This window comes from Gordonia sp. 11cp, assembly GCF_057767225.1.
Genome location: NZ_CM173437.1, coordinates 3,083,910 through 3,103,700 on the forward strand (window position 1 = coordinate 3,083,910; position 19,791 = coordinate 3,103,700).

21 protein-coding genes are annotated in these 19,791 nt (G+C 67.9%); 7 read left to right on the forward strand and 14 right to left on the reverse strand.

All coding sequences use genetic code 11. From position 1 onward, the window contains the following. The first annotated feature begins 174 nt into the window (after nt 1–174). Together AC3B6C_RS13805 and AC3B6C_RS13810 are read left to right on the forward strand one after the other, a co-directional pair. A complete protein-coding gene (locus AC3B6C_RS13805; RefSeq protein ID WP_488373158.1) occupies nt 175–1,443 on the forward strand; it encodes an MFS transporter in 1,269 nt (422 codons plus the stop codon). Nucleotides 1,444–1,487: 44 nt separating this feature from the next. After that, nucleotides 1,488–2,561: an isopenicillin N synthase family dioxygenase gene (locus AC3B6C_RS13810; RefSeq protein WP_488373160.1), complete on the forward strand. Its 1,074-nt coding sequence runs from the start codon at nt 1,488–1,490 to the stop codon at nt 2,559–2,561. Nucleotides 2,562–2,577: 16 nt separating this feature from the next. On the opposite strand, the gene AC3B6C_RS13815 is transcribed toward AC3B6C_RS13810, so the two are convergent. The 6 genes from AC3B6C_RS13815 to AC3B6C_RS13840 all read right to left on the reverse strand — a co-directional run bounded on the left by AC3B6C_RS13815 (nt 2,578) and on the right by AC3B6C_RS13840 (nt 6,323). Further along, entirely contained in the window at nt 2,578–3,630 is a 1,053-nt protein-coding gene (locus AC3B6C_RS13815) for an oxygenase MpaB family protein (RefSeq protein ID WP_488373161.1), read from the reverse strand. Between the two features lie 44 nt (nt 3,631–3,674). Continuing rightward, nucleotides 3,675–3,944, reverse strand: a complete 270-nt coding sequence (locus AC3B6C_RS13820) for a DUF4235 domain-containing protein (protein WP_010844782.1) — start codon at nt 3,942–3,944, stop codon at nt 3,675–3,677. 64 nt (nt 3,945–4,008) lie between these two features. Beyond that, nucleotides 4,009–4,266 carry a DUF3618 domain-containing protein gene (locus tag AC3B6C_RS13825; RefSeq protein WP_488373162.1) on the reverse strand — a complete coding sequence of 86 codons (258 nt, stop codon included), beginning with the start codon at nt 4,264–4,266 and terminating at the stop codon, nt 4,009–4,011. After that, complete coding sequence (locus AC3B6C_RS13830; protein WP_035718303.1) at nt 4,267–4,662, reverse strand: phage holin family protein; 396 nt, start codon at nt 4,660–4,662, stop codon at nt 4,267–4,269. A 126-nt stretch (nt 4,663–4,788) separates the two neighbouring features. Next, nucleotides 4,789–5,661 carry a 5-oxoprolinase subunit C family protein gene (locus AC3B6C_RS13835; RefSeq protein ID WP_488373163.1) on the reverse strand — a complete coding sequence of 291 codons (873 nt, stop codon included), beginning with the start codon at nt 5,659–5,661 and terminating at the stop codon, nt 4,789–4,791. Then, nucleotides 5,658–6,323 carry a 5-oxoprolinase subunit B family protein gene (locus AC3B6C_RS13840; protein WP_488373164.1) on the reverse strand — a complete coding sequence of 222 codons (666 nt, stop codon included), beginning with the start codon at nt 6,321–6,323 and terminating at the stop codon, nt 5,658–5,660. Before AC3B6C_RS13840 ends, AC3B6C_RS13835 begins: the two co-directional genes overlap by 4 nt. A gap of 125 nt (nt 6,324–6,448) precedes the next feature. Between AC3B6C_RS13840 and AC3B6C_RS13845 the strand changes: the two genes are divergently transcribed. From AC3B6C_RS13845 to AC3B6C_RS13860, 4 genes are read left to right on the forward strand one after another with little or no spacing between them, the layout of a single operon-like run. After that, a complete protein-coding gene (locus AC3B6C_RS13845; RefSeq protein ID WP_488373165.1) occupies nt 6,449–7,399 on the forward strand; it encodes a carbohydrate kinase family protein in 951 nt (316 codons plus the stop codon). A gap of 60 nt (nt 7,400–7,459) precedes the next feature. Next, entirely contained in the window at nt 7,460–8,782 is a 1,323-nt protein-coding gene (locus tag AC3B6C_RS13850; RefSeq protein WP_010844776.1) for a citrate synthase, read from the forward strand. A 56-nt stretch (nt 8,783–8,838) separates the two neighbouring features. After that, nucleotides 8,839–9,207 carry an FKBP-type peptidyl-prolyl cis-trans isomerase gene (locus AC3B6C_RS13855; RefSeq protein ID WP_010844775.1) on the forward strand — a complete coding sequence of 123 codons (369 nt, stop codon included), beginning with the start codon at nt 8,839–8,841 and terminating at the stop codon, nt 9,205–9,207. Nucleotides 9,208–9,221: 14 nt separating this feature from the next. Then, a complete protein-coding gene (locus AC3B6C_RS13860; RefSeq protein ID WP_488376262.1) occupies nt 9,222–10,517 on the forward strand; it encodes a cryptochrome/photolyase family protein in 1,296 nt (431 codons plus the stop codon). 356 nt (nt 10,518–10,873) lie between these two features. Here the strand turns inward: AC3B6C_RS13860 and AC3B6C_RS13865 are convergent, their stop codons facing one another. From AC3B6C_RS13865 to AC3B6C_RS13885, 5 genes are read right to left on the reverse strand one after another with little or no spacing between them, the layout of a single operon-like run. Then, on the reverse strand, nt 10,874–12,115 hold the full coding sequence (locus AC3B6C_RS13865; protein ID WP_488373166.1) for an ABC transporter permease: 1,242 nt from the start codon (nt 12,113–12,115) through the stop codon (nt 10,874–10,876). Next, nucleotides 12,112–13,008 carry an ABC transporter ATP-binding protein gene (locus AC3B6C_RS13870; protein ID WP_010843544.1) on the reverse strand — a complete coding sequence of 299 codons (897 nt, stop codon included), beginning with the start codon at nt 13,006–13,008 and terminating at the stop codon, nt 12,112–12,114. Before AC3B6C_RS13870 ends, AC3B6C_RS13865 begins: the two co-directional genes overlap by 4 nt. Beyond that, the gene (locus AC3B6C_RS13875; protein WP_014925775.1) at nt 13,005–13,637 is read right to left on the reverse strand and encodes a hypothetical protein; all 633 of its coding nucleotides are present in this window, start codon (nt 13,635–13,637) and stop codon (nt 13,005–13,007) included. The genes AC3B6C_RS13870 and AC3B6C_RS13875 overlap by 4 nt, the downstream gene beginning before the upstream one ends. Continuing rightward, the gene (locus AC3B6C_RS13880) at nt 13,637–13,957 is read right to left on the reverse strand and encodes a helix-turn-helix transcriptional regulator (protein WP_035717806.1); all 321 of its coding nucleotides are present in this window, start codon (nt 13,955–13,957) and stop codon (nt 13,637–13,639) included. The genes AC3B6C_RS13875 and AC3B6C_RS13880 overlap by 1 nt, the downstream gene beginning before the upstream one ends. Nucleotides 13,958–14,003: 46 nt before the next feature. Beyond that, the gene (locus AC3B6C_RS13885) at nt 14,004–15,197 is read right to left on the reverse strand and encodes an NAD(P)-binding domain-containing protein (RefSeq protein ID WP_488373167.1); all 1,194 of its coding nucleotides are present in this window, start codon (nt 15,195–15,197) and stop codon (nt 14,004–14,006) included. A gap of 53 nt (nt 15,198–15,250) precedes the next feature. Between AC3B6C_RS13885 and AC3B6C_RS13890 the strand changes: the two genes are divergently transcribed. Then, nucleotides 15,251–15,982: an enoyl-CoA hydratase gene (locus AC3B6C_RS13890; RefSeq protein WP_010843548.1), complete on the forward strand. Its 732-nt coding sequence runs from the start codon at nt 15,251–15,253 to the stop codon at nt 15,980–15,982. A gap of 10 nt (nt 15,983–15,992) precedes the next feature. Here the strand turns inward: AC3B6C_RS13890 and AC3B6C_RS13895 are convergent, their stop codons facing one another. From AC3B6C_RS13895 to AC3B6C_RS13905, 3 genes are all read right to left on the reverse strand, one after another. Further along, nucleotides 15,993–17,087, reverse strand: a complete 1,095-nt coding sequence (locus AC3B6C_RS13895; protein WP_488373168.1) for an XdhC family protein — start codon at nt 17,085–17,087, stop codon at nt 15,993–15,995. Between the two features lie 67 nt (nt 17,088–17,154). Beyond that, on the reverse strand, nt 17,155–17,967 hold the full coding sequence (locus AC3B6C_RS13900; RefSeq protein WP_488373169.1) for an IclR family transcriptional regulator: 813 nt from the start codon (nt 17,965–17,967) through the stop codon (nt 17,155–17,157). Nucleotides 17,968–18,044: 77 nt separating this feature from the next. After that, the gene (locus tag AC3B6C_RS13905) at nt 18,045–19,787 is read right to left on the reverse strand and encodes a BCCT family transporter (RefSeq protein ID WP_488373171.1); all 1,743 of its coding nucleotides are present in this window, start codon (nt 19,785–19,787) and stop codon (nt 18,045–18,047) included. Between the last annotated feature and the right edge of the window lie 4 nt (nt 19,788–19,791).

Sequence of the window (19,791 nt, forward strand, 5' to 3'; positions counted from 1 at the left end):
GCAGTCGTGACATGCACGAAGTGACGCTAGGAGAATCCTGTTACAGCGCCGATGAGCATGTGTTGCGCAGGAATTAAGAACCGTCGGCACAGTGGAATTCGTGCTTTTCGGACATCGCGCCTGAGAGGTGCCCTGACCGGCCGGCCAGTCGTTCGCAGTCTTAACATCGTGGAAATGCCCCGTCTTCTCGCCGACACCACGCCGCTGCGCAACCAGTACTTCCGGCGGTTGTGGCTGGCGAACATCGTCACCGTGATCGGCGCGCAGTTGAGCGTCGTCGCCGTGCCGGCGCAGATCTACGAGGTCACCGGCAGTTCGGCCTATGTCGGGCTGACCGGTGTGTTCGGTTTGGTCCCGCTGGTCGTCTTCGGGCTCTGGGGTGGAGCGCTGGCCGACGTCGTCGACCGCAGGACCCTGCTGATCATCACGACGATCGGCCTCATCGTCTGCAGCGCACTGTTCTGGGCGCAGGCCGTGCTGGGCGGACAGAACGTGTGGATCGTCCTGGTGCTTTTCGCCGTTCAGCAGGCGTTCTTCGCCGTGAACCAGCCGACTCGGACCGCGGTGCTGCCCCGGCTCCTCGACGCCGGGGACCTGCCCGCCGCATTGTCGCTGAACATGACGGTCATGCAGGCGGGAGCGATCGCCGGGCCGCTCGTCGGTGGCTCCCTGATCCCGGTGCTCGGCTACTCGCTGCTCTACTTCGTGGACACGCTGTTCCTGCTGCCGACGCTCATCGCCGTCGCGATGCTGCCGTCCCTCCGGCCGGAGAGCGACGCGGCGCCCAAGGTGGCCGGCCTGCGTTCGGTTCTCGAGGGTCTGCGCTACCTGGCCGGGCACAAGATCCTCCTGGCGTCCTTCCTCGTCGACCTGATCGCCATGATCTTCGGCATGCCGCGGGCACTCTTCCCCCAGATGGCGCACGAGAACTTCGGCGGACCGGAGGGCGGTGGCATCGCCTTCGCCCTGTTGTTCACGGCGATCTCCGCGGGAGCCGTCGTCGGCGGGATCTTCTCGGGATGGGTCGCGCGCGTGGAGCGCCAGGGGCTCGCGGTCATCGTGTGCATCATCATCTGGGGTCTGGCGATCACCGGGACCGGGATAGCGGTGTCGTTCGCCGACGGGACGGCCATGCCGATGCTCGTCGTCGCGGTCGTGCTGCTGATGATCGGTGGTGCGGCCGACATGGCCTCGGCGGCGTTCCGGCAGACGATCCTGCTGGCCGCCGCGACCGACGAGGTCCGCGGCCGGTTGCAGGGCGTGTTCATCGTGGTGGTCGCCGGCGGCCCGCGGATCGCCGACGTCGCGCACGGTGCTGCGGCCGCCTCGATCGGCGTCGCCGCCGCGACGGCGTTCGGCGGTGTCGCGGTCGTGATCGCGACGATCGTGGCCGCCCTGATGATCCCGGCGTTCGTGCACTACCGCGCCGGTCAGCGGACCTGAGGAGCGAGTTCGCCGGGCAGCGCGGCCCGGCGATCGGTGCCACCATGGACGCCATGACCGCCGCCGCCACCGACTTCGACGTGCCGATCATCGACATCTCGCCCTATACGCGCAACGGCGATCCCGCCGACCGGGCAGTGGTCGCGGCCAGGTTCGACGACGCGGCGAGTTCGGTCGGCTTCATCCAGGTCGTCGGGCACGAGATCCCGGCTGCGGTCATCGACGAGTTCACCGCGGTCATGGACGACTTCTTCGCCCTTCCGCTCGAGCTGAAGAAGGCCTACCGCACACCTCCGGAGATCAACCGTGGGTACGCGCCCCCGAAGTCGGAATCCCTGTCGTTGTCACTGGGCGTCGAGCCCGCAGCTCGCATGAACGACTTCTTCGAGGCCTACAACGTCGGCGTGGAGGCAAGTCAGTACCCCGACCTCGATCTGCCCGACGACCACTACGCGGTCAACACCTGGCCGGCCGTCGAGCATTTCCAGGCGGCGGTGTCGGCGTACTTCAGTGAGGCCCGACGCGTCGCGCACACGCTGACCAGGATCTTTGCCGACGCACTCGATCTGCCCGCGGACTTCTTCGAGAGTTTCACCGATCATTCCCTCGACGTGCTCCGGATGAACAACTACGCACTGCCGCCGGGGGAGATCGAACTGGACGGCGAGCTCACCGGTATGGGGGAGCACACGGACTACGGGATCGTGACGGTGTTGTGGGCGGACCAGGTCAGGGGTCTGCAGGTGCTCGACCACTCGGGCAACTGGCACGACGTGAGCCCCGCCGACGGCGCCCTGCTGATCAATCTCGGAGACCTGATGGCGCGCTGGACCAATGAGCGGTGGACGTCCACCCTGCATCGGGTGAAACCGCCCATCGTCGACGGCACGGTGGAGCGGCGACGGTCCGCCGCGTACTTCCACGACGGCAATCTCGACGCGATGATCACGACGCTTCCGTCGTGCGTCGGTGCGGGCAGCCGTTATTCGCCGATCACCGTGGGCGAGCACATCGGTGCGAAGCTCGCGGGCTCGCGCGCCGGACGCCCGAATCCGCACGCGACCCGTGAGGCCGGTCGGGTCCGGCAGGCGATGCGACGAAGTCAAGGGCAGCAGTAGACCTCGTGCGCGGGTCTCAGTCCGCGGTGAGCACGCCGGGATAGGACGCTCGCCGTGCGGCCGTCACCGGGCAGTAGTGCATGGGGTTGTCGCGCTCGCTCTCCGGCGGGAGGTTGCGTTCGGGCGTGTGCACGATCGGTGCGTCCCGGGCGACCTTGCCGGTCACTCGGTCCCACGCGTCGCGCGGGCGCGGATGACGCAGCACCCGCTTGGGCAGGAGACGGTGCATCACGAGGTTGATGCCCTTGCCCAACAGGCGGAATCGTCGTTCGTCCTTGTCGGTCCACTCGAGTCCGAGGATCTCGCGGACCGGCTCGTCGTAGAAGCCCGTGGTCAGCCACATGAAGATCTTCTGGTTCCGGGGGACCAGATAACGGTCCCACAACCACCTCGGGATGAAACCCAGGAACGGCGGCGGTGGCAACTGTGTGATGTCGAGGACCGTGCGGACCGAGACGTGATCGCGAAGAACGTTGCGGCACATGTAATCCCAGTAGGCGAGGAAGTCCTCGTAGGTGTCCGGGACGGGCCGCATGGACACGCCGTACTGGGCGTACCAGGCCTTGGACTCCTCGAACAGCTGACGCTTCTGGTCTTCGGTGAGGAAGGGTCCGAAGCGCTCACACAGTCGGACATTGCCGTACCAGAACGTGGCGTGGGCCCAGTAGAAGACATCCGGGTCGAGCGCGTGATAGCGGGAGCCGTCCTCCATGGTGCCCTTGACGGTCCGGTGATAGTCACGTACCTCCAGCCCGGTCTGCGCACCGGGAACGACCGAGTCGAAGACGACCCCGCTGATCGGATACAGGGAACGCATCAGGCGCTGCCACCGCTCACCGAAGAAGTCCGAGTGGTCCCACACCGCCGCACCCAGCTTGGGATGCATGTTCTGGATCGACCCGGCCCACAGGCCCTGGAACATCCCCGTCCACGTGCCCCAGATCTGCCAGGTGAGCGAATCCGGACCGAGTGGCTCGTACTCCTGGGCCGGTGCGGCGTCGCCGGGGTGGCCGGAGTCGGCGCCATGAACGGGACAGGTCTCCTGCGCGGCGTCCACAACCTCGGTCATGAGACGGAACTCTAGGTTCGTCTCACCCGGGTGTCAACCGTGTGTCACTCCGGATTCTCGTGTGTCACCGCCCGATAGCCCCGTGCGCCCGCGCGGTCCACGGCGGCCTTGACCAGCCCGAACACGAGTCCCTGCAGCGCGGCGGCCACGAGAACCTCGGTGTTGGAACGCTCCAGGTCCTTGGGGTCGGGTGCGGAATCGTCGTCGGAGATCCGTTTCCAGATCTGACCGAACACGGCGCCGGCGGCGATACCGCCGAGCACGCTGGTCGCCAGGGACATCGGTTTGTACATCGCCTTCGATACGGCACTCATGGAAGTTCCTCGCTCATTCGGATGTGGACGGGTCGCAGTGACGGCGTGGGTGGCGCTGTACGGGTCAGTTCCGCCGCCGGCGGACGATGATGAACGCACCGACAGCCAGGACCGCGGCGACAGCGGCGCCGATCAGCACGGTCGAGTTCTCCTGGGCCTTCACCTGCGCGGTGTGGGCGGTCCTCGACGCCGCGTCGTTCACGCGCGCCGGGACGTCGAGCTTGGCGGCCAACGCGTCGACGGTCTCGGCCAGCTCCTGGCGTTGCTGCTCGACGGGCGGCGGATCGTCGGATGGGGCGTTGTTCTCGGGTGTCTCACTCATCTACAGGTGCTCCTTCACGGTCGCCACGTCACGCTGGACACTCTCGACGGTGCGCTCGGGTGCCGGCGGCACCGCTGACTTGGCTCGTTTGGCCCCGATCGCTGCCGCGGCCCCGCCGATGACCAGCAGCACCACACCGACGATCACCGCCGCCAGCCATGCCGGCACCGCGTTCGCCAGACCGAGCACTGCCGCCGCGACGAGAGTGCCGAGACCGAACAGCACCAGCAACGTACCCGCACCGGAAATCCCCGCACCCACGCCTATCCGGGTGCCCTTTCCCTTCATCTCCGCGACCGCGTGCTGCAGCTCGGTCTTCACCAGAGTCGTCGTCTGCTGCTGCAGACGTTCCACCAGCTGCACGGTCGACAAGTCGTTCACAGACGGATCACTCACGCTCGTACCTCCTATCGGGACGCTCGTCCAAGCGTTCCCGGGGCCGGTGAATACGAAACGTCGGATTCCCGATCAGTGCTGTCGGAATCGGATCTCCGATCAGTGCTGTCGGAATCGGATCTCCGATCAGTGCTGTCGGAATCGGATCTCCGATCCGGGCACCAACTGGGCGGTGAGATCCACCGCCTCCGCTGCGAGGACCGCCACCACCGGATACCCGCCGGTGACCGGGTGGTCGGCGAGGAAGATGACCGGGCGACCGCTCGGCGGTACCTGGATCGACCCGTGGGCGATGCCCTCCGAACGCAACTCGGCGGCGCCGTCGCGGTGGCGCAGAAGTGGCTGCGACGACCCTTCGGCCCGGTCGATGCGCACGCCCACGCGATTGCTGTCGGATCCGACCACCCACGTCCCGACGCCCAGGTCGGCCGGTGCGGCGAGGTGATCGGCCCGCGGACCGGGATGGCATTCCAGTACGACGACCCGCGGGTGCTCGCTGTCGGCTGGGGCCGACGAAGCGGTCGGCCAGTCGCCTGCGGCGCGACCCACGGACAGCCGGTTACCGGTGTCGAGAGGGGCCGGTCCGAGTCCGGAGAGGGTGTCGGTGGACCGCGATCCCAGCACCGGATCGACATCGATCCCGCCCCGCACCGCAAGGTAGTTCCGCAGCCCCCACGTCGGCGCGTCGAGCGCCAGCTCGTCGCCGGCGCGCAGCACGACGGCCGCGGCCAGTCCTTCGGGGATTCCGTTGCGGCGCACCACCGCGTCCGCACCGGTCACCGCGGCGAGAACGTCGGCGTCGACACGAATGCGCAACCCGCCCATCGTCGCCTCGATGACGGCCGCCGATTCCGTGTTGCCCACCAGGCGATTCGCCAGTGCAAGGGATGCGCGATCCGCACCCCCCGAACGCGGGACGCCGAGATGCGCGTACCCGGGGCGTCCGGTGTCCTGGACGGTCGCGAACGGACCGGTCGCGAGAACGGTCAGCGACGTCATCGGCTGTCGTCCCCGGCGTCGACGAAGCGGACCACCCGGCCGGTGGTGAACAGGGCGGGAGGATCGGCGTTCTCGTCCCACAGCCGAACATCGGTGCGGCCCAGCAACTGCCAGCCACCGGGGCTCGACTTCGGGTAGACCGCACTGTATCCGGCCGCGATCGCGACCGATCCCGCCGGGACATTGGTGCGTGCTTCCCGGCGTCGACCGACCGTGTCGAACGGGTGCGACCCCTCGTCGTCGGCGACGAGATAGCCGAAACCCGGTGCGAAGCCCATGAACTGGACGCGCCACCGGGTATTGCAGTGCACCCCGATCACCTCCTCGCGCGTCATCGTCAGTTCCGCGGCGACATCCGCGAGGTCGGCGCCGTCGTAGGTGACCGGGATGACGATCTCGTCGGTGGTCCGGGGGTCGCGATCGCTGCCGGTTCCGCGATGCCGCAGGGCCCGGCGGACGCCGAGTTCGTCGAGACCGCGGCCCGGGCCGGCCTGGACGAGAAGGGTGTGTGCGCTGGGCACGAGATCGGTCACCCCGGGGAGCTCGCCGCGCTCCACCGCGTCGCTCAACGCCCTGGTCGCGGCCAGCACACCGGCCGACGGGGAGTCGTCGGCCGAGAAATCCAGGACCACCGCGTCGGGACCCGCCGGCAGCTCGTGCATGGGTCGAATCTACCCCGGCCGACACGGCGTCCCGCCCGGCGAACTCCGACATGTGCCCGCACGCGGATGGCAGACTCGAGTGGTGCCGGGACGCGGAGTGCCGATGCGAATGCCGAGGAGAGGCCGTGAGAGAGATCGTCGTCTGCGGTGAGGCGCTGGTCGATGTCGTGCAGCAGGGCCCGAGCCGGCACGAAGCGACCCACGGAAGCCTGGCACCCTTGCAGCCCGCCCTGGGCGGCGGCCCGTTCAACGTGGCAATCACGCTGGGGCGGTTGGGGAGTGCGGTCTCGCTGCTCTCCGCGGTGTCCACCGACACCTATGGTGAGGCGATCCTCGACGCGCTCCGGGCGGCGGGGGTGGGGACCACGCTGGTCCAGCGTCGCGACGAGCCGACCTCGCTTGCTCTGGCGACCATCGCCGACGACGGCTCGGCGCGCTACTCCTTCTATGTGGAGGGGACCGCCGATCGCGGGGTCACCGATCCCGGGGCGCTGCCGCCGACCGTGGCGGCGGTGACCTTCGGAACCCTCTCACTGGTGTTGCAACCCGGTGCCACCGTGTACGAGAACCTGATGCGCACCTGCCGCGCCGAGGGCCGAGTCGTGGTGCTGGACCCGAACATCCGGCCCGCGGTCATCGACGACCCCGACGACTATCGACGCCGTTTCCGCAGCTGGATGTCGTCGGTCGACCTGGTCAAACTCTCCGACGAGGACGCGGCGTGGCTCGGCGAGGGGCCCGAGGGCAGCTCGGCTGCGGACTGGCTGGCCGACGGCGTGGCCGCCGTCGTCACCACCGCCGGGGCGTCGGGGATCACTGTCTCCACCCCGGTCGGTGAGGTGACCGCACCGGCGCCGCCGGTCGACGTCGTCGACACCATCGGCGCGGGTGACAGCATGCTCGGAGGCCTTGTCCACCACCTGGACCGGCACGGTCGGCTCTCGCCCGACGCGGTGCGTTCACTGACCGCCCAGCAGTGGCGCGAAGCGGCCGAATTCGCAGCTCACGTGGCTGCGGTGACGGTGTCGAGGCCCGGCGCCGACCCTCCGTGGGCGGGCGAGCTGAGAAGCGACTAGGTTGTACCTGTGTGTCCTACCCGGACACTGTAAAAACTCTGATCTGAATAAGGGGTTCGTGTGTCTGCTGAAACAGTCCCAGCCGACCAGGCGTCCGACACGGCCTCAGCGACCTTCACCTACCCCGGTGGACAGCTGGAGCTCCCGATCCTGAAGGCAACCGAGGGCACCGACTCGGTCGCACTCGGCAAACTCCTGGCCGAGACCAACCTGACCACCTTCGACGGTGGCTTCGTGAACACGGCGTCGACCAAGTCGGCCATCACCTACATCGACGGTGACGCCGGCATCCTGCGCTACCGCGGTATCCCGATCGACCAGCTGGCCGAGAAGTCGACCTTCATCGAGGTGAGCTACCTGCTCATCTACGGGGAGCTCCCGACTCCGTCGCAGCTGGAGGACTTCACCACCAAGATCCAGCGCCACACGCTCCTCCACGAGGACCTCAAGCGCTTCTTCGACGGCTTCCCCCGCAACGCGCACCCGATGCCGGTTCTGTCGAGTGCGGTCAACGCGCTGTCGGCCTACTACCAGGACTCCCTGGACCCCAAGGACGACGAGCAGGTCGAGTTGTCGACCATCCGCCTTCTCGCCAAGCTGCCGACCATCGCGGCCTACGCGTACAAGAAGTCGGCGGGCCAGCCGTTCCTCTACCCCGACAACTCGCTGAGCCTCGTCGAGAACTTCCTGCGGATGACCTTCGGCTTCCCCGCGGAGCCCTACGAGGTCAACCCCGAGGTCGCCAAGGCGCTCGACATGCTGTTCATCCTGCATGCCGATCACGAGCAGAACTGTTCGACCTCGACCGTCCGCCTCGTGGGCTCGTCGCAGGCCAACCTGTTCACCTCGATCTCCGGTGGCATCAATGCGCTCTGGGGCCCGCTGCACGGCGGCGCCAACCAGGCGGTGCTCGAGATGCTCGACGCCATCAAGGCCGAGGGCGGCGACACCAAGGACTTCATGAAGCGGGTGAAGAACAAGGAAGCCGGCGTCAAGCTGATGGGCTTCGGTCACCGCGTCTACAAGAACTATGACCCGCGCGCCGCGATCGTCAAGAAGACCGCTGACACGATCCTGGAATCGCTTGGCGTGCAGGATGATCTGCTCGACATCGCGAAGGGACTCGAAGAGGTCGCCCTCAGCGACGACTACTTCATCGAGCGTCGTCTGTACCCGAACGTCGACTTCTACACCGGTGTCATCTACCGTGCGATGGGCTTCCCGACGCGCATGTTCACCGTGCTGTTCGCGCTGGGACGCCTGCCGGGTTGGATCGCGCACTGGCGCGAGATGCACGAGGACCCGACCACCAAGATCGGCCGTCCGCGTCAGCTCTACACCGGCTACACCGAACGCGACTACGTCCAGATGGGCGATCGCTGAGCGATCGCCCGACGGACACGCCTGACCGCCGAACACCCGACTCAAAGGAGAGTCCAGTGACCAGCACCGAGAAGCCAACGGTCGAGTTCCAGGCGGGCCCCCCGCCGGCCGACCTGACCATCTCCGACCTCATCGTCGGCGACGGTGCCGAAGCCGCTCGCGGCGGCATCGTCGACGTCCACTACGTCGGGGTCGACTACGAGACGGGCGAAGAGTTCGATTCGTCGTGGGACCGCGGCCAGTCGGCCAACTTCCCGCTGGACCGGTTGATCCCGGGCTGGCAGGAAGGCATCCCGGGCATGAAGGTCGGCGGACGCCGTCAGCTGACCGTTCCGCCCGAGCTGGCCTACGGCTCCGCCGGCGCGGGTCACCGACTCTCGGGACGGACGCTGGTGTTCGTCATCGACCTGCTCGGAGTGGGCTGACGTCCGCGACCTCACTGGTCTGGCTCCGGCGCGATCTGCGTCTGAGTGACCTCCCGCCGCTGGCCGCGGCCGCCTCGGGGACCGATTCGTCGGTCCTTGTGTGCTTTGTGGTGGACCCGAGGCTGGAGAAGTCCTCGGGTGAGCGGCGCCTGGCGTTCCTGTTCGACTCGCTGCGCGAGCTGGACGACAAGCTCGACGGCAAGTTGCTCGTCGTGCGGGGACGACCCGAGGTGGAGATCCCGAAGCTGGCCCACGCGGTCGACGCCGAACGGGTGCACATCTCCGAGGACTTTGCCCCGTTCGGCCGGCGACGCGACGAGGCCGTCGCCGATCGACTCGGCGACATCGAGCTCGTGGCGACCGGTTCGCCGTACCTCGTCTCGCCCGGCCGGGTGACCAAGAACGACGGTGAGCCGTACAAGGTCTTCACCCCGTACTTCAACCGCTGGCGTGACCACGGGTGGCGCGCACCGGCCGATTCCTCGGTGCCTCCGGCGTCGATCGTCGACCCGTCGGATCTGTCGAAGACGGGACGCATCCGGGTTCCCGCCGCGCCGACGAAGCTGTCGATCCCCGCGGGCGAGGACGCGGCGACAGCGCGCTGGGCCGAGTTCGTCGACGACGGGCTCACGGATTACGACTCCGGACGCAACGACCCGGCGGGCGACAGCACGAGCCGGATGTCGGCGTACCTGAAGTACGGCAACATCCATCCCCGTACTCTCGCTGCCGATCTGGGCAGGCAGAAGGGGAAGGGGGCGCAGGCATACCTGCGCGAGCTCGCGTTCCGCGACTTCTACGCCGATGTGCTCTATCACTGGCCACACAGCCTGTGGCACAACTGGAATCGTCAGTTCGACGGCATCGACCTCGACACCGACGACAAGGCGTACGAGCGCTTCGATGCCTGGAAGGCCGGGCGGACCGGCTTTCCGCTCGTCGATGCCGGGATGCGTCAGCTCGCGGAGACCGGATACATGCACAACCGGGTGCGCATGGTCACCGCGTCCTTCCTCGTCAAGGATCTGCACCTGCCGTGGTGGTGGGGAGCCGAGTGGTTCCTCGAGCAGCTGGTCGACGGCGACATGGCGTCGAACAATCACGGCTGGCAGTGGGCGGCGGGCACGGGAACCGATGCGGCGCCGTACTTCCGGGTCTTCAATCCCGAGGCGCAGGCGAAGAAGTTCGATCCCGACGGCGAGTACGTCCGGCGGTGGGTCGGCGACATCGACGCCGACGATTATCCCGAGCCGATGGTCGATCACAAGGCCGAGCGTGAAGAAGCGCTCCGTCGGTTCGGCCAGATCTAGTTCCCGCCTCTGCTCCCTGAGGAGCGTCCGGAGCTTGCGGAGGGCGCGTCACGAAGGGTCTGCCAAGCATCCTCGCAACGTGATTCGTGCAGCGGTTGTACCTCTGCTCCCTGAGGTGCGAGGAGCGCAGGCGACGAGCCTCGAAGGGTCTGGCGAGGCCATCTGTCCCAAGAACTCAGATCGAACGGCGAACGGTCCAGCCGTGCCGGCATGGTGCCGCGGGTTCGGAGATTGTCGTCCACGTGAGCATCGTCGAAGGGCAATATGCCCTTCGATCAGGGTATGGTGACGTGCCTCGCTGGCCCTTCGTGGCTCGTCGCTATCGCTCCTCGCACCTCAGGAAGCGGGGATGGCGGTCAGCGGGCGAGCTTGAGCACCTCACCCCAACCGATGCGCGAACCGGTACGCAGGATCGAGCGCTGGTAGATCCGTGCCGCGATCCAGGTGGCGGCCGCACACGCGGCGCCCATCAGGCCGAAGGTGACGATGATCTGGACGGCATCGGTGTCGCCGGTCGCGATGCGCATCGGCATGAGCGCCGCGCTGAACGGCGGAATCCAGCTCAGCACCTGCACGAAGGTCGAGTCCATCGATTGCGCGCCGAAGATGCCCGAGTACATGACCGCGACGGCCAGGAACGTCAGCGGCGCCGACGAGGAGTTGAGCTCTTCCTGGCGGGACACGATGGCCCCCGTCGCGGCATACAACGAGGCGAAGAACAGGAACCCGAGCAGGAACCAGGCGATGACCGCGGCGAACATCCCGATCGCCGCGCTGGGCAGCGTCAGAATCCCGGTCGCGGTGCCCGCGATCAGTGCGGTGGCACCGAGTAGCAACACCTGCGACAGGGCGACGGCCCCGATCCCGATGATCTTGCCCCACAACAGATGCAGCGGCTTGATCGTCGCCAGCAACAACTCCACGACCCGCGACGTCTTCTCCTCGACGACGCCGACGGCGACCATCGTGCCACCCATCATGATCGCGGTCACCAGCAGGATCACGCCGACGAGTGCGATCACCAGGCGCTGACCCTCGTCTGGCTTGTCCGGCTGGGTCTTCTCCACCGCGATGGTGACCGCAGGCAACGATGCCGCGTCCACCCCGCGATCGGCCAGTGCCTCGGTCAGGTTGACCTGTGCGACAGCGGATCTGATCGCTCCCTCGACGGCCGGGTCGACGCCGCTCTTGCCGATGATCACGTAGGTACCGGGAGTGTCGCCGGGGACCAGTGCGGCCGCGACATCTCCGTCGGTGACACGTGTGCGTGCCTCCTCGGCGGAGTCCACCGCCTCGGTCGTGATGGTGGTCCCGGCCGACTCGCCCACGGACACGATGGACTCGGTGACGGCAGTCGGTTGTCCGACGACCGCAACCTTTTCGGCGTCATCGCCCCCGGCGAAGAGGTTGATGACGATGGCACCGACCACGATGACCACCATCAGCAGGCCGGTGCTGATGACGAACGACTTGGTCTTGGCGCGGGTCGCGATCTCTCGACCGGCCACCAACCGGATCGCCTGTGCGGCAGACGCCCTGGGGCCGGTGCCGGGACCGGTGGCCGCGGGGGTGGGCGAAACTTCTCGTAGTGTGCTCATGCGGACACCACCTCTCGGAACAGGTCGGTCAGGGACGGTGTGGAGGTCGCGAACCGGTGGACCGGGCCATGATTCAGCGCGGTCGACAGGATCAACTGATCGTCGGCGACCTCGGGGTCGATCAGGAGGCGGGTCGTCTCGCCGTAGTCGACACCGCGGACCCCGGGGAGGGCATCGGCCCATGCGACGTCGGACCGGGGGCCGCTGACCTCGAGGGTGACCCCGTCGCGGGAACGCAGGTCGTCGACGGTGCCCAGGGCCCGCATCTCACCGCGGGTGATGATGCCCACCCGGTCGCAGAGCCGTTGGACGAGGTCGAGCTGATGCGAGGAGAAGATGACCGGGATGCCTTCGGCCGCCTTCTCTTTGAGCACGTCACTCATGACGTCGACGGCGACCGGGTCGAGGCCGGAGAACGGTTCGTCGAGCACCAGTACGGCGGGGTCGTGCACGAGGGCGGCCGCGAGCTGGACACGCTGTTGATTGCCGAGGCTGAGGTCGGCGACGTTGTCGTCGTAGCGCGCCCCGACGCCGAGCCGGTCGGTCCAGCGCCGGACGGAGTCCTCCGCCTCCGCCGCGGACATGCCGTGCAGCTTCGCGAGGAAGGTGAGTTGTTCGCCGACCTTCATCTTCGGATACAGGCCGCGTTCCTCCGGCATGTACCCGATGTGGCGACGTAGATCCAGGTCGATCGGGCGATCGCCCAGGCGGACCTCACCGGCGTCTGCCGACAGCACGCCGAGGATGATGCGCATCGTCGTGGACTTGCCTGCGCCGTTGCTCCCGACGAAGCCGAATATTTCACCGGGGTCGACGTCAAAGGTCATGTCGTGCAATGCGACAAGGTCTCCGTAGCGCTTGTGGAGCCCGTCGACGATCAGCGGCGCGGTCATGGCGCACTCTCCTGGTTGTCGGTGATGGTCGGGTGGTCATCGATGGCGGACGGTTTCCGCATCGCGTCGAGGTCTTCGGGGTCTGGGTCGGCCATCCACCAGGCGATGAGCATCGTCGGTACGGAGATCGCGGCGACGACGAGGGTGATCAGCAGGATGGCGCAGCCGTATACCCATTGGCCGGGCACCTCGTCGCGGAAGCTGAGGACGATCAGTACCGCGTAGGGGATGAACATCAGGGAGTACAGCACGACGAAACCGATGGCGCGTGCCGAGTTGCGTTGCGCCACCTGTATTTCGTCCAGTGCGGTGACCGGGGTGTCCGCGATGGACCCGGTGACGATCCGCAGCAGCGACAGCGTCGTCAGCAGACCGACGAGGCCGACGGCAAAGGGGATCAGGAACCACCCGGTGTTCAGGAAGGCGAAGACCGAACTGATCACGAGCAGTGTCGAGAAGAACGCCTGCAGCAGCACGAGACGGCGAAACGTCCGGCGGGTGCGCCAGGACACGAGCCAATGTGAGTACTTGGAGTTGAACTCCTGGTGCCGGCGACCACGCCACTCCTCGTAGCGTCGCCACACAGCGGGGGTTGCCTCCTCGGGGATCGCTGAGTTCGGATTGTTCATCACAGTCCTCCGGGATCGTCGGTGTGGGGGCGGTCGGCGCGGGCGCGATGGGGGATCGTCTCGCGCCGGTAGAGCTCCGCCGACATCGCACTGAACTCGGTGCGGCTGAACACGGCTTCGACGGGGAGGTCGAAGACATCGCAGATCCGGAACGCCAGGTCGAGGCTCGGATAGTTGTCTCCCCGTTCGAGTGCGCCCACCGATTGGACGTTGATCCCGACGAGCTCGGCCAGCTGGGCTCTCGACATCTGCCGTTCTGCACGTAGCACGCCGATGCGGTTGTAGATGGGGAGCTTTTCCCCTCGGCGTATTGGACTCACCCGATCTAGTGTTGTGAAAACACAACAACATGTCAAGCGGAGGGAACTAGCTGCTGGTCGACGCGCGGCGTGTCGTGGCCCCGAGGTACTCGGCCGCGACACGCGCCGCCTCGCGTCCCGCGCGATTGGCGCCGATCGTCGATGCCGAGGGGCCGTAGCCGAGTAGCTGGATACGCGGGTCGGCCTCGACGACGGTCGCCAGTCGGCCGGTCATCGTGATGCCGCCACCGGGCGCTCGAAGCCGCAGCGGTGCCAGGTGGTCGATGGCGCTACGAAAACCGGTGTTCCAGAAGATGACGTCGACGTCCAGGTGAGAAGGGCTATCGGGGTGCGAGCTGTCCGGGTGGCCATGGTTGTCCGGTTGATCCGGTGTGGCAGTCCCACAGTCCCAGCACACGCCCGTCTCGGTGATGCGGGTGAACATCGGCCGCCACTCGAGGATCCCGTCGCGCTGCGCGGCCCGGATCGCCGGGGTGAGCGCCAGCCCGGTCACCGAGACGACCGACGTCGGCGGTAGCCCCGCACGCACCCGCCGTTCCACCCGCGCAACGGCCTCGCGGCCCTGCTCGGGGGTGAAGGGACCGCTCGAGAAGACCGGTTCGCGCCGCGAGCACCAGAACGTCTCGCTGCCGGGTGCCTCGCGGGCGATCTCGATGAGCAGCTGGATCGCCGAGATGCCGGCACCCACCACGAGCACGCGCTTGCCCGCGAACTCGGCGGGGGAGGTGTAGTCATGGGTGTGCAGTTGCCGGCCGCGGAAGTCGGCGGCGCCGGGGATATGGGGGATGAACGGCCGGTCCCACGTCCCGGTGGCGTTGACGATCAGGTTCGATGTGACCGAACTGCCGTCGCCCAGCTCGGCGCGGAAGCCGTCCCCCTCGCGGCGAACGGCGCGCACATGCACGGGCCGATGAACCGTCAGACCGAACTTCTCCTCGTACCGGCCGAAGTAGTCGGGGACGGCGGTGGCGGCGGGCAGCTCGTCGCAGTCGAGTCCCAGCGCCTCGACGAGCCCCCATCCCGGCAGGTCGTGGACGCGGTTGGCGGTGGCCAGCGTCAGCGTCGGCCACCGGAACTGCCAGGCGCCGCCGGGGCCGGACGCGTGGTCGAGCATCTGATAGCGATCACCGAGACCGAAGCGATGGAGGAAGTAGGCCGCCGAGAGGGCGGCTTGTCCGCCGCCGATGATCAGCACATCCGTGTGGGGGGCGGGCTGTGCGCCGGTCGGGGAGATCTCCACGTCACCACCTTGTCACGCCGAGCCGCGGCGGTGCGGTCGGTAGGGTTTGGCCCATGATCCACTCCACCACCGAGGGAACAGTTGTCACGATCGAGCTGGACCGGGTCGACAAGCGCAACGCGCTGAACGAGGAGATGCTCGCCGGCCTGTCCGGAGCGTTCGACGCCGCCCTCGACGCGGGGACCCGTGCCATCGTGGTGACGGGCCGGGGACCCGTGTTCAGTGCCGGCGCCGATCTGTCGGGGCCCGTGTACGACAAGGGCTTTCTCGACACGCTGGTCGGGACGCTGCAGCGTATCGAGGCCGCGCCGGTGCCCGTCATCGCCGCACTGAACGGCTCGGCGATCGGCGCCGGCCTGCAGCTCGCGATGGCGGCCGACCTCCGGGTCATGGCACCGGACGCGATCGCCGGCATCCCCGCCGCCAAGATCGGTGTCGCGGTCGACGAGTGGACGATCCGGCGACTCGTGTCGCTGGTGGGCGCGGGGCAGGCCAGAGGCATGCTGATCGGCTGCGACCCGCTGACCGCCGACCGCGCCCACACGCTCGGATTCGCCAATCGCATCGGGGACCTCACCGATGCCCAGCACTGGGCACGCACCATCGCCGACCTCGCCCCGCTCACCCTGCAGCATTACAAGCTCGTCCTCAACGGCGACGGCGCCCGCGACGCCGCCCCCGAGGACCGGACGGCGGCGATGCTGCGTGCGTGGGCGAGCGACGACGTGCGGGAGGGCAGGGCGGCCCGCGCCGAGAAGCGCGCACCCCGTTTCACCGGATCCTGATCCGGCGGTGCTACCGGCGGTGGATGGGCCCGTCGCCGGTGTGGAGGGGAGTCGCGGTGGCGCGGTGGCGTTCGGCGATCAGCTGCGCCGCGATGGCCACCGCCGCCTCGCCGGGTGTGTGCCCGCCCAGGTCGAGGCCCAAGGGGGAGCGCAGGCGTGCCAGTTGCTCGTCGTCGATGCCGGCGTCGCGAAGGCGTTGGTTGCGGTCGGCGACGGTCCGCCGTGATCCCAGTGCCCCGACGAAGCCGAGAGTCGGAGACGCGAGTGCGACCCGCAGGGTCGGGACGTCGAACTTCGGGTCGTGCGTCATCACGCAGATCGCGGTCGACGCGCCGACCCGTCCGTCGCCGATCTCACTCACGAGGTAGCGATCCGGCCAGCCGACGACGACGTCGTCGGCGTCGGGAAACCTTGCGCGGGTGGCGAACACCGGTCGCGCGTCGACGACTGTCACCCGCATGCCCAGGCTCGTCCCGAGCGAGCTGAGCGCCCGGACGAAGTCGTTGGCGCCGACCAGGATCAGTCGCGCGGGCGGGCCGAAGGTCTGCACGAAGGTCCGGGGACGTTCGTCGGACGGGGTGTCGCAGTCGTCGACCCCGACGAGGCCGCTGCGGCCGGTGGCGAGCAGGTCGGCGACGTCGCGGTCGAGGCGACGCCAGGACGCCTGCGATGTCGGAGTGGCGAAGTACCAGTCGGGTTCGTCGGTGAGGGTCGTGGCCCACGAGATCGGCTCGTCGTCGTCGAGCGCGGTGGCCAGGCGGGTGAGTTGCCGACGATGCTCGCCGGTCGGCGCCACACGCTCGACCAGGACCTCGATCTGCCCGCCGCACGTGAGACCCGGCGCGGGATCGTCGGGATCGTCGACGCCATACTGCTCGACCACCGCGACGCCGTCGGCCAGGACGTCGCGGGCGGTGTGGACGAGCGCGGATTCGACACATCCGCCGGACACCGACCCGATCACCGTGTCGTCGGACGTCACGATCATCGCCGCGCCCAGCTCGCGGGGTGCCGATCCCGTCGTGCCGACGACCCGGCAGAGCGCAACCGGCCGCGCGTCACCGCTGTCGAGGAGTTCGATCAGGGACCGCAGGACGTCGCGCATGTACTCCAGTGGACCAGATCTCCGCCTGCCGGGCCACGTCGCGCGGGCCTGCGGCCACCCGATGTCACTACTTCTCGGCGATCCCCGGGGCGCTGGCCGAACCCGCTGCGCGGTATCCGAACAGCTTGCTGAGATCGGCCGCGGCGGTCACGACCGTCGCGACGAGGTTCTCCGCGTCGTCCGGGTCGAGGCGGTATCGGGGTCCGGAGATGCTGAGGGCCCACACGATGGTGCCGGTGTGATCGCGCACCGGGGCGGCGATCGCCACCAGCCCGAGTTCGAGTTCCTCCACCGCCATCGCCCAGCCCTGCCGGTCGACCGTCCGCAGCTCGTCGACGAGGTCGTCGACGTCGGCGATCGTGCGGTCGGTGAATCTCGCCAGCCCGCCCGAGAAGGTCTGGCGCAGTTGTTCTTCCGACAGTCCGGCGAGCAGGACCTTGCCCGATGAGGTCGCGTGCGCCGGCGAGGCCTGACCCACCCAGGTCCGCAGGGCGACATTGGAAGCACCCACGGCCTCGACCACGTTGATCGCCTGCGCGTCGGCGAGGACCGCGAGATTCGTGGTCTCGCCGGTCGTGGCGGCCAGTGCGTCGCAGGTGTCCTGCCCGCATCTGGTCATGTCGAGGGTCGCCATGGTGGAGCCGGCCAGGCGCACCACCGTCAATCCGATCCGGTACTTGCGGCCGTCGGGCACCTGCTCGACGAAACCGCGTGCCTCCAGCGCGGAGACGATCCGGGAAACGGTGGACTTGTGGACACCGAGTTCGAGGGCGAGTTCGGTGATCCCGGCCGAACCGGCGGTGCCGATGAGCTCGAGGACCTGCAGTGCCCGATCGACTGCTCCCGCAGGGCGCTCGATCTCCACACTCTCCTCAGCCATCGCAGCGCCCAGGGTACCTGCCCGTCCACCCGGGCCGGTGACCACGTCGTGCAACGCGACAAGGTGTCCGGGACCCGTCACGGGCGCGGCTCTGTCTCCGCGACGGCGACGGCGGGCTCGCCGGTCGCCGATACCGGGAGGTCGGCGGACGCGTCGGCACGGCGACGGATTCGTCGACGACCCCGTGTCTTCCGGTCGATCGCGGCCGGGTCTACGACGAGGATCTCACCGGTCCCGATCTTCTCCGCCTGCTTGCGGATGTGCCGGTCGACCTGGTCGTCGAGCTGGGAGCGCGCGACGATCAGCGGGTCTCGGCGCAGGTCGAGGTAGAGCGACAGGCACATGCCGATCATCACGACCACGAACGGCAGTGCGGCGATGATGGCCATCTGCTTGATGCCGTTGAGTCCGTCGCCACCGCTCATGGCCAGCAACAGCGCCGCCACCGCGCCGGTGAGCACGCCCCAGAACACGGTCACCGACCGGCTGGGTTCGTGGGCCCCGCGTTCGGACAACGTGCCCATGACCAACGACGCCGAATCCGCGCCGGAGACGAAGAAGATCGCGACCAGGATCATCGCCAGCGCCGAGGCGATCCCGGTCAGCGGTAGGTGGTCCAGCATCTGGAACAGGGTGTCCTCCGACGCGGCGGTCGCCGGATCGAAACCCAGCACACCGTCGGTCTGTTCCCGGATGGCGGTGCCGCCGAACACGCAGAACCACACGAGCGACACCGTTGTCGGCACCACCATGACGCCGATCACGAACTCACGGATGGTGCGGCCGCGGCTGATCTTCGCCAGGAACATCCCCACGAACGGCGTCCACGAGACCCACCAGGCCCAGTAGAAGATCGTCCACCCGGCCAGCCAGCTCTCCCCCTCGGCGTCGACGGTGGCCGAGGATCGTGCGGAGAACGCGGTGATGTCGTTGGCGTAGGCGCCGAGGGTGGTCGGCAGCAGGTTGAGGATGAACACCGTCGGCCCGACCACGAACACGAACACCGCCAGCACGATCGCCAGCACCATGTTGATGTTCGACAGCCGCTGGATGCCCTTGGCGACACCGGACACCGCCGAGGCCACGAATGCGGCGGTCAGCACGGCGATGATGGCCACGAGCAGTGTGGTGCCCGGGTTGTCGACCCAGCCGACGTTGGACAGTCCCGAACCGATCTGCAGCGCACCCAGACCCAGGGATGCGACCGTGCCGAACAACGTCGCGAAGATCGCGAGGATGTCGATGACCTTGCCGCCCGCGCCGTTGGCCTGCTTCCCCAGGATCGGGGCGAACACCGCGCTCATCAACTGATTGCGGCCCAGTCGAAAGGTGCTGTAGGCGAGTGCGAGCCCGACGACCGCGTACATGGCCCACGGGTGGAAGCCCCAGTGGAACATGGTGGTGGCCATCGCTGTCCGGACGTCGCCCGCCGTCATACCCGGAGGCGCCTCGACGAAGTGGTAGAGCGGCTCATACGAGCCGAAGAACATCAGGCCGATACCCATCCCGGCGCTGAACATCATCGCGATCCAGCTGATGGTGCGGAATTCGGGCCTCTCGCCGTCTTTGCCGAGCGGGATCTTGCCGTACTTGCTGAGTGCCAGGCAGACCGCGAACACCACGAATCCGGTGGCCGAGAGGATGAACAACCAGCCCAGGCTGCCGGTGATCCAGGAGAGGATGTCGGTGGTGACGGCGGACAGGTTGTCCGGTGCCGCCAACCCCCAGGCCAGGAAGGCGATGACGAGTGCGGCGGTCACGCCGAACACCGTCAGGTCGATACGTGGTCGGGTGGATGTGGTGCTGATGTCGTCGTTCATGGTG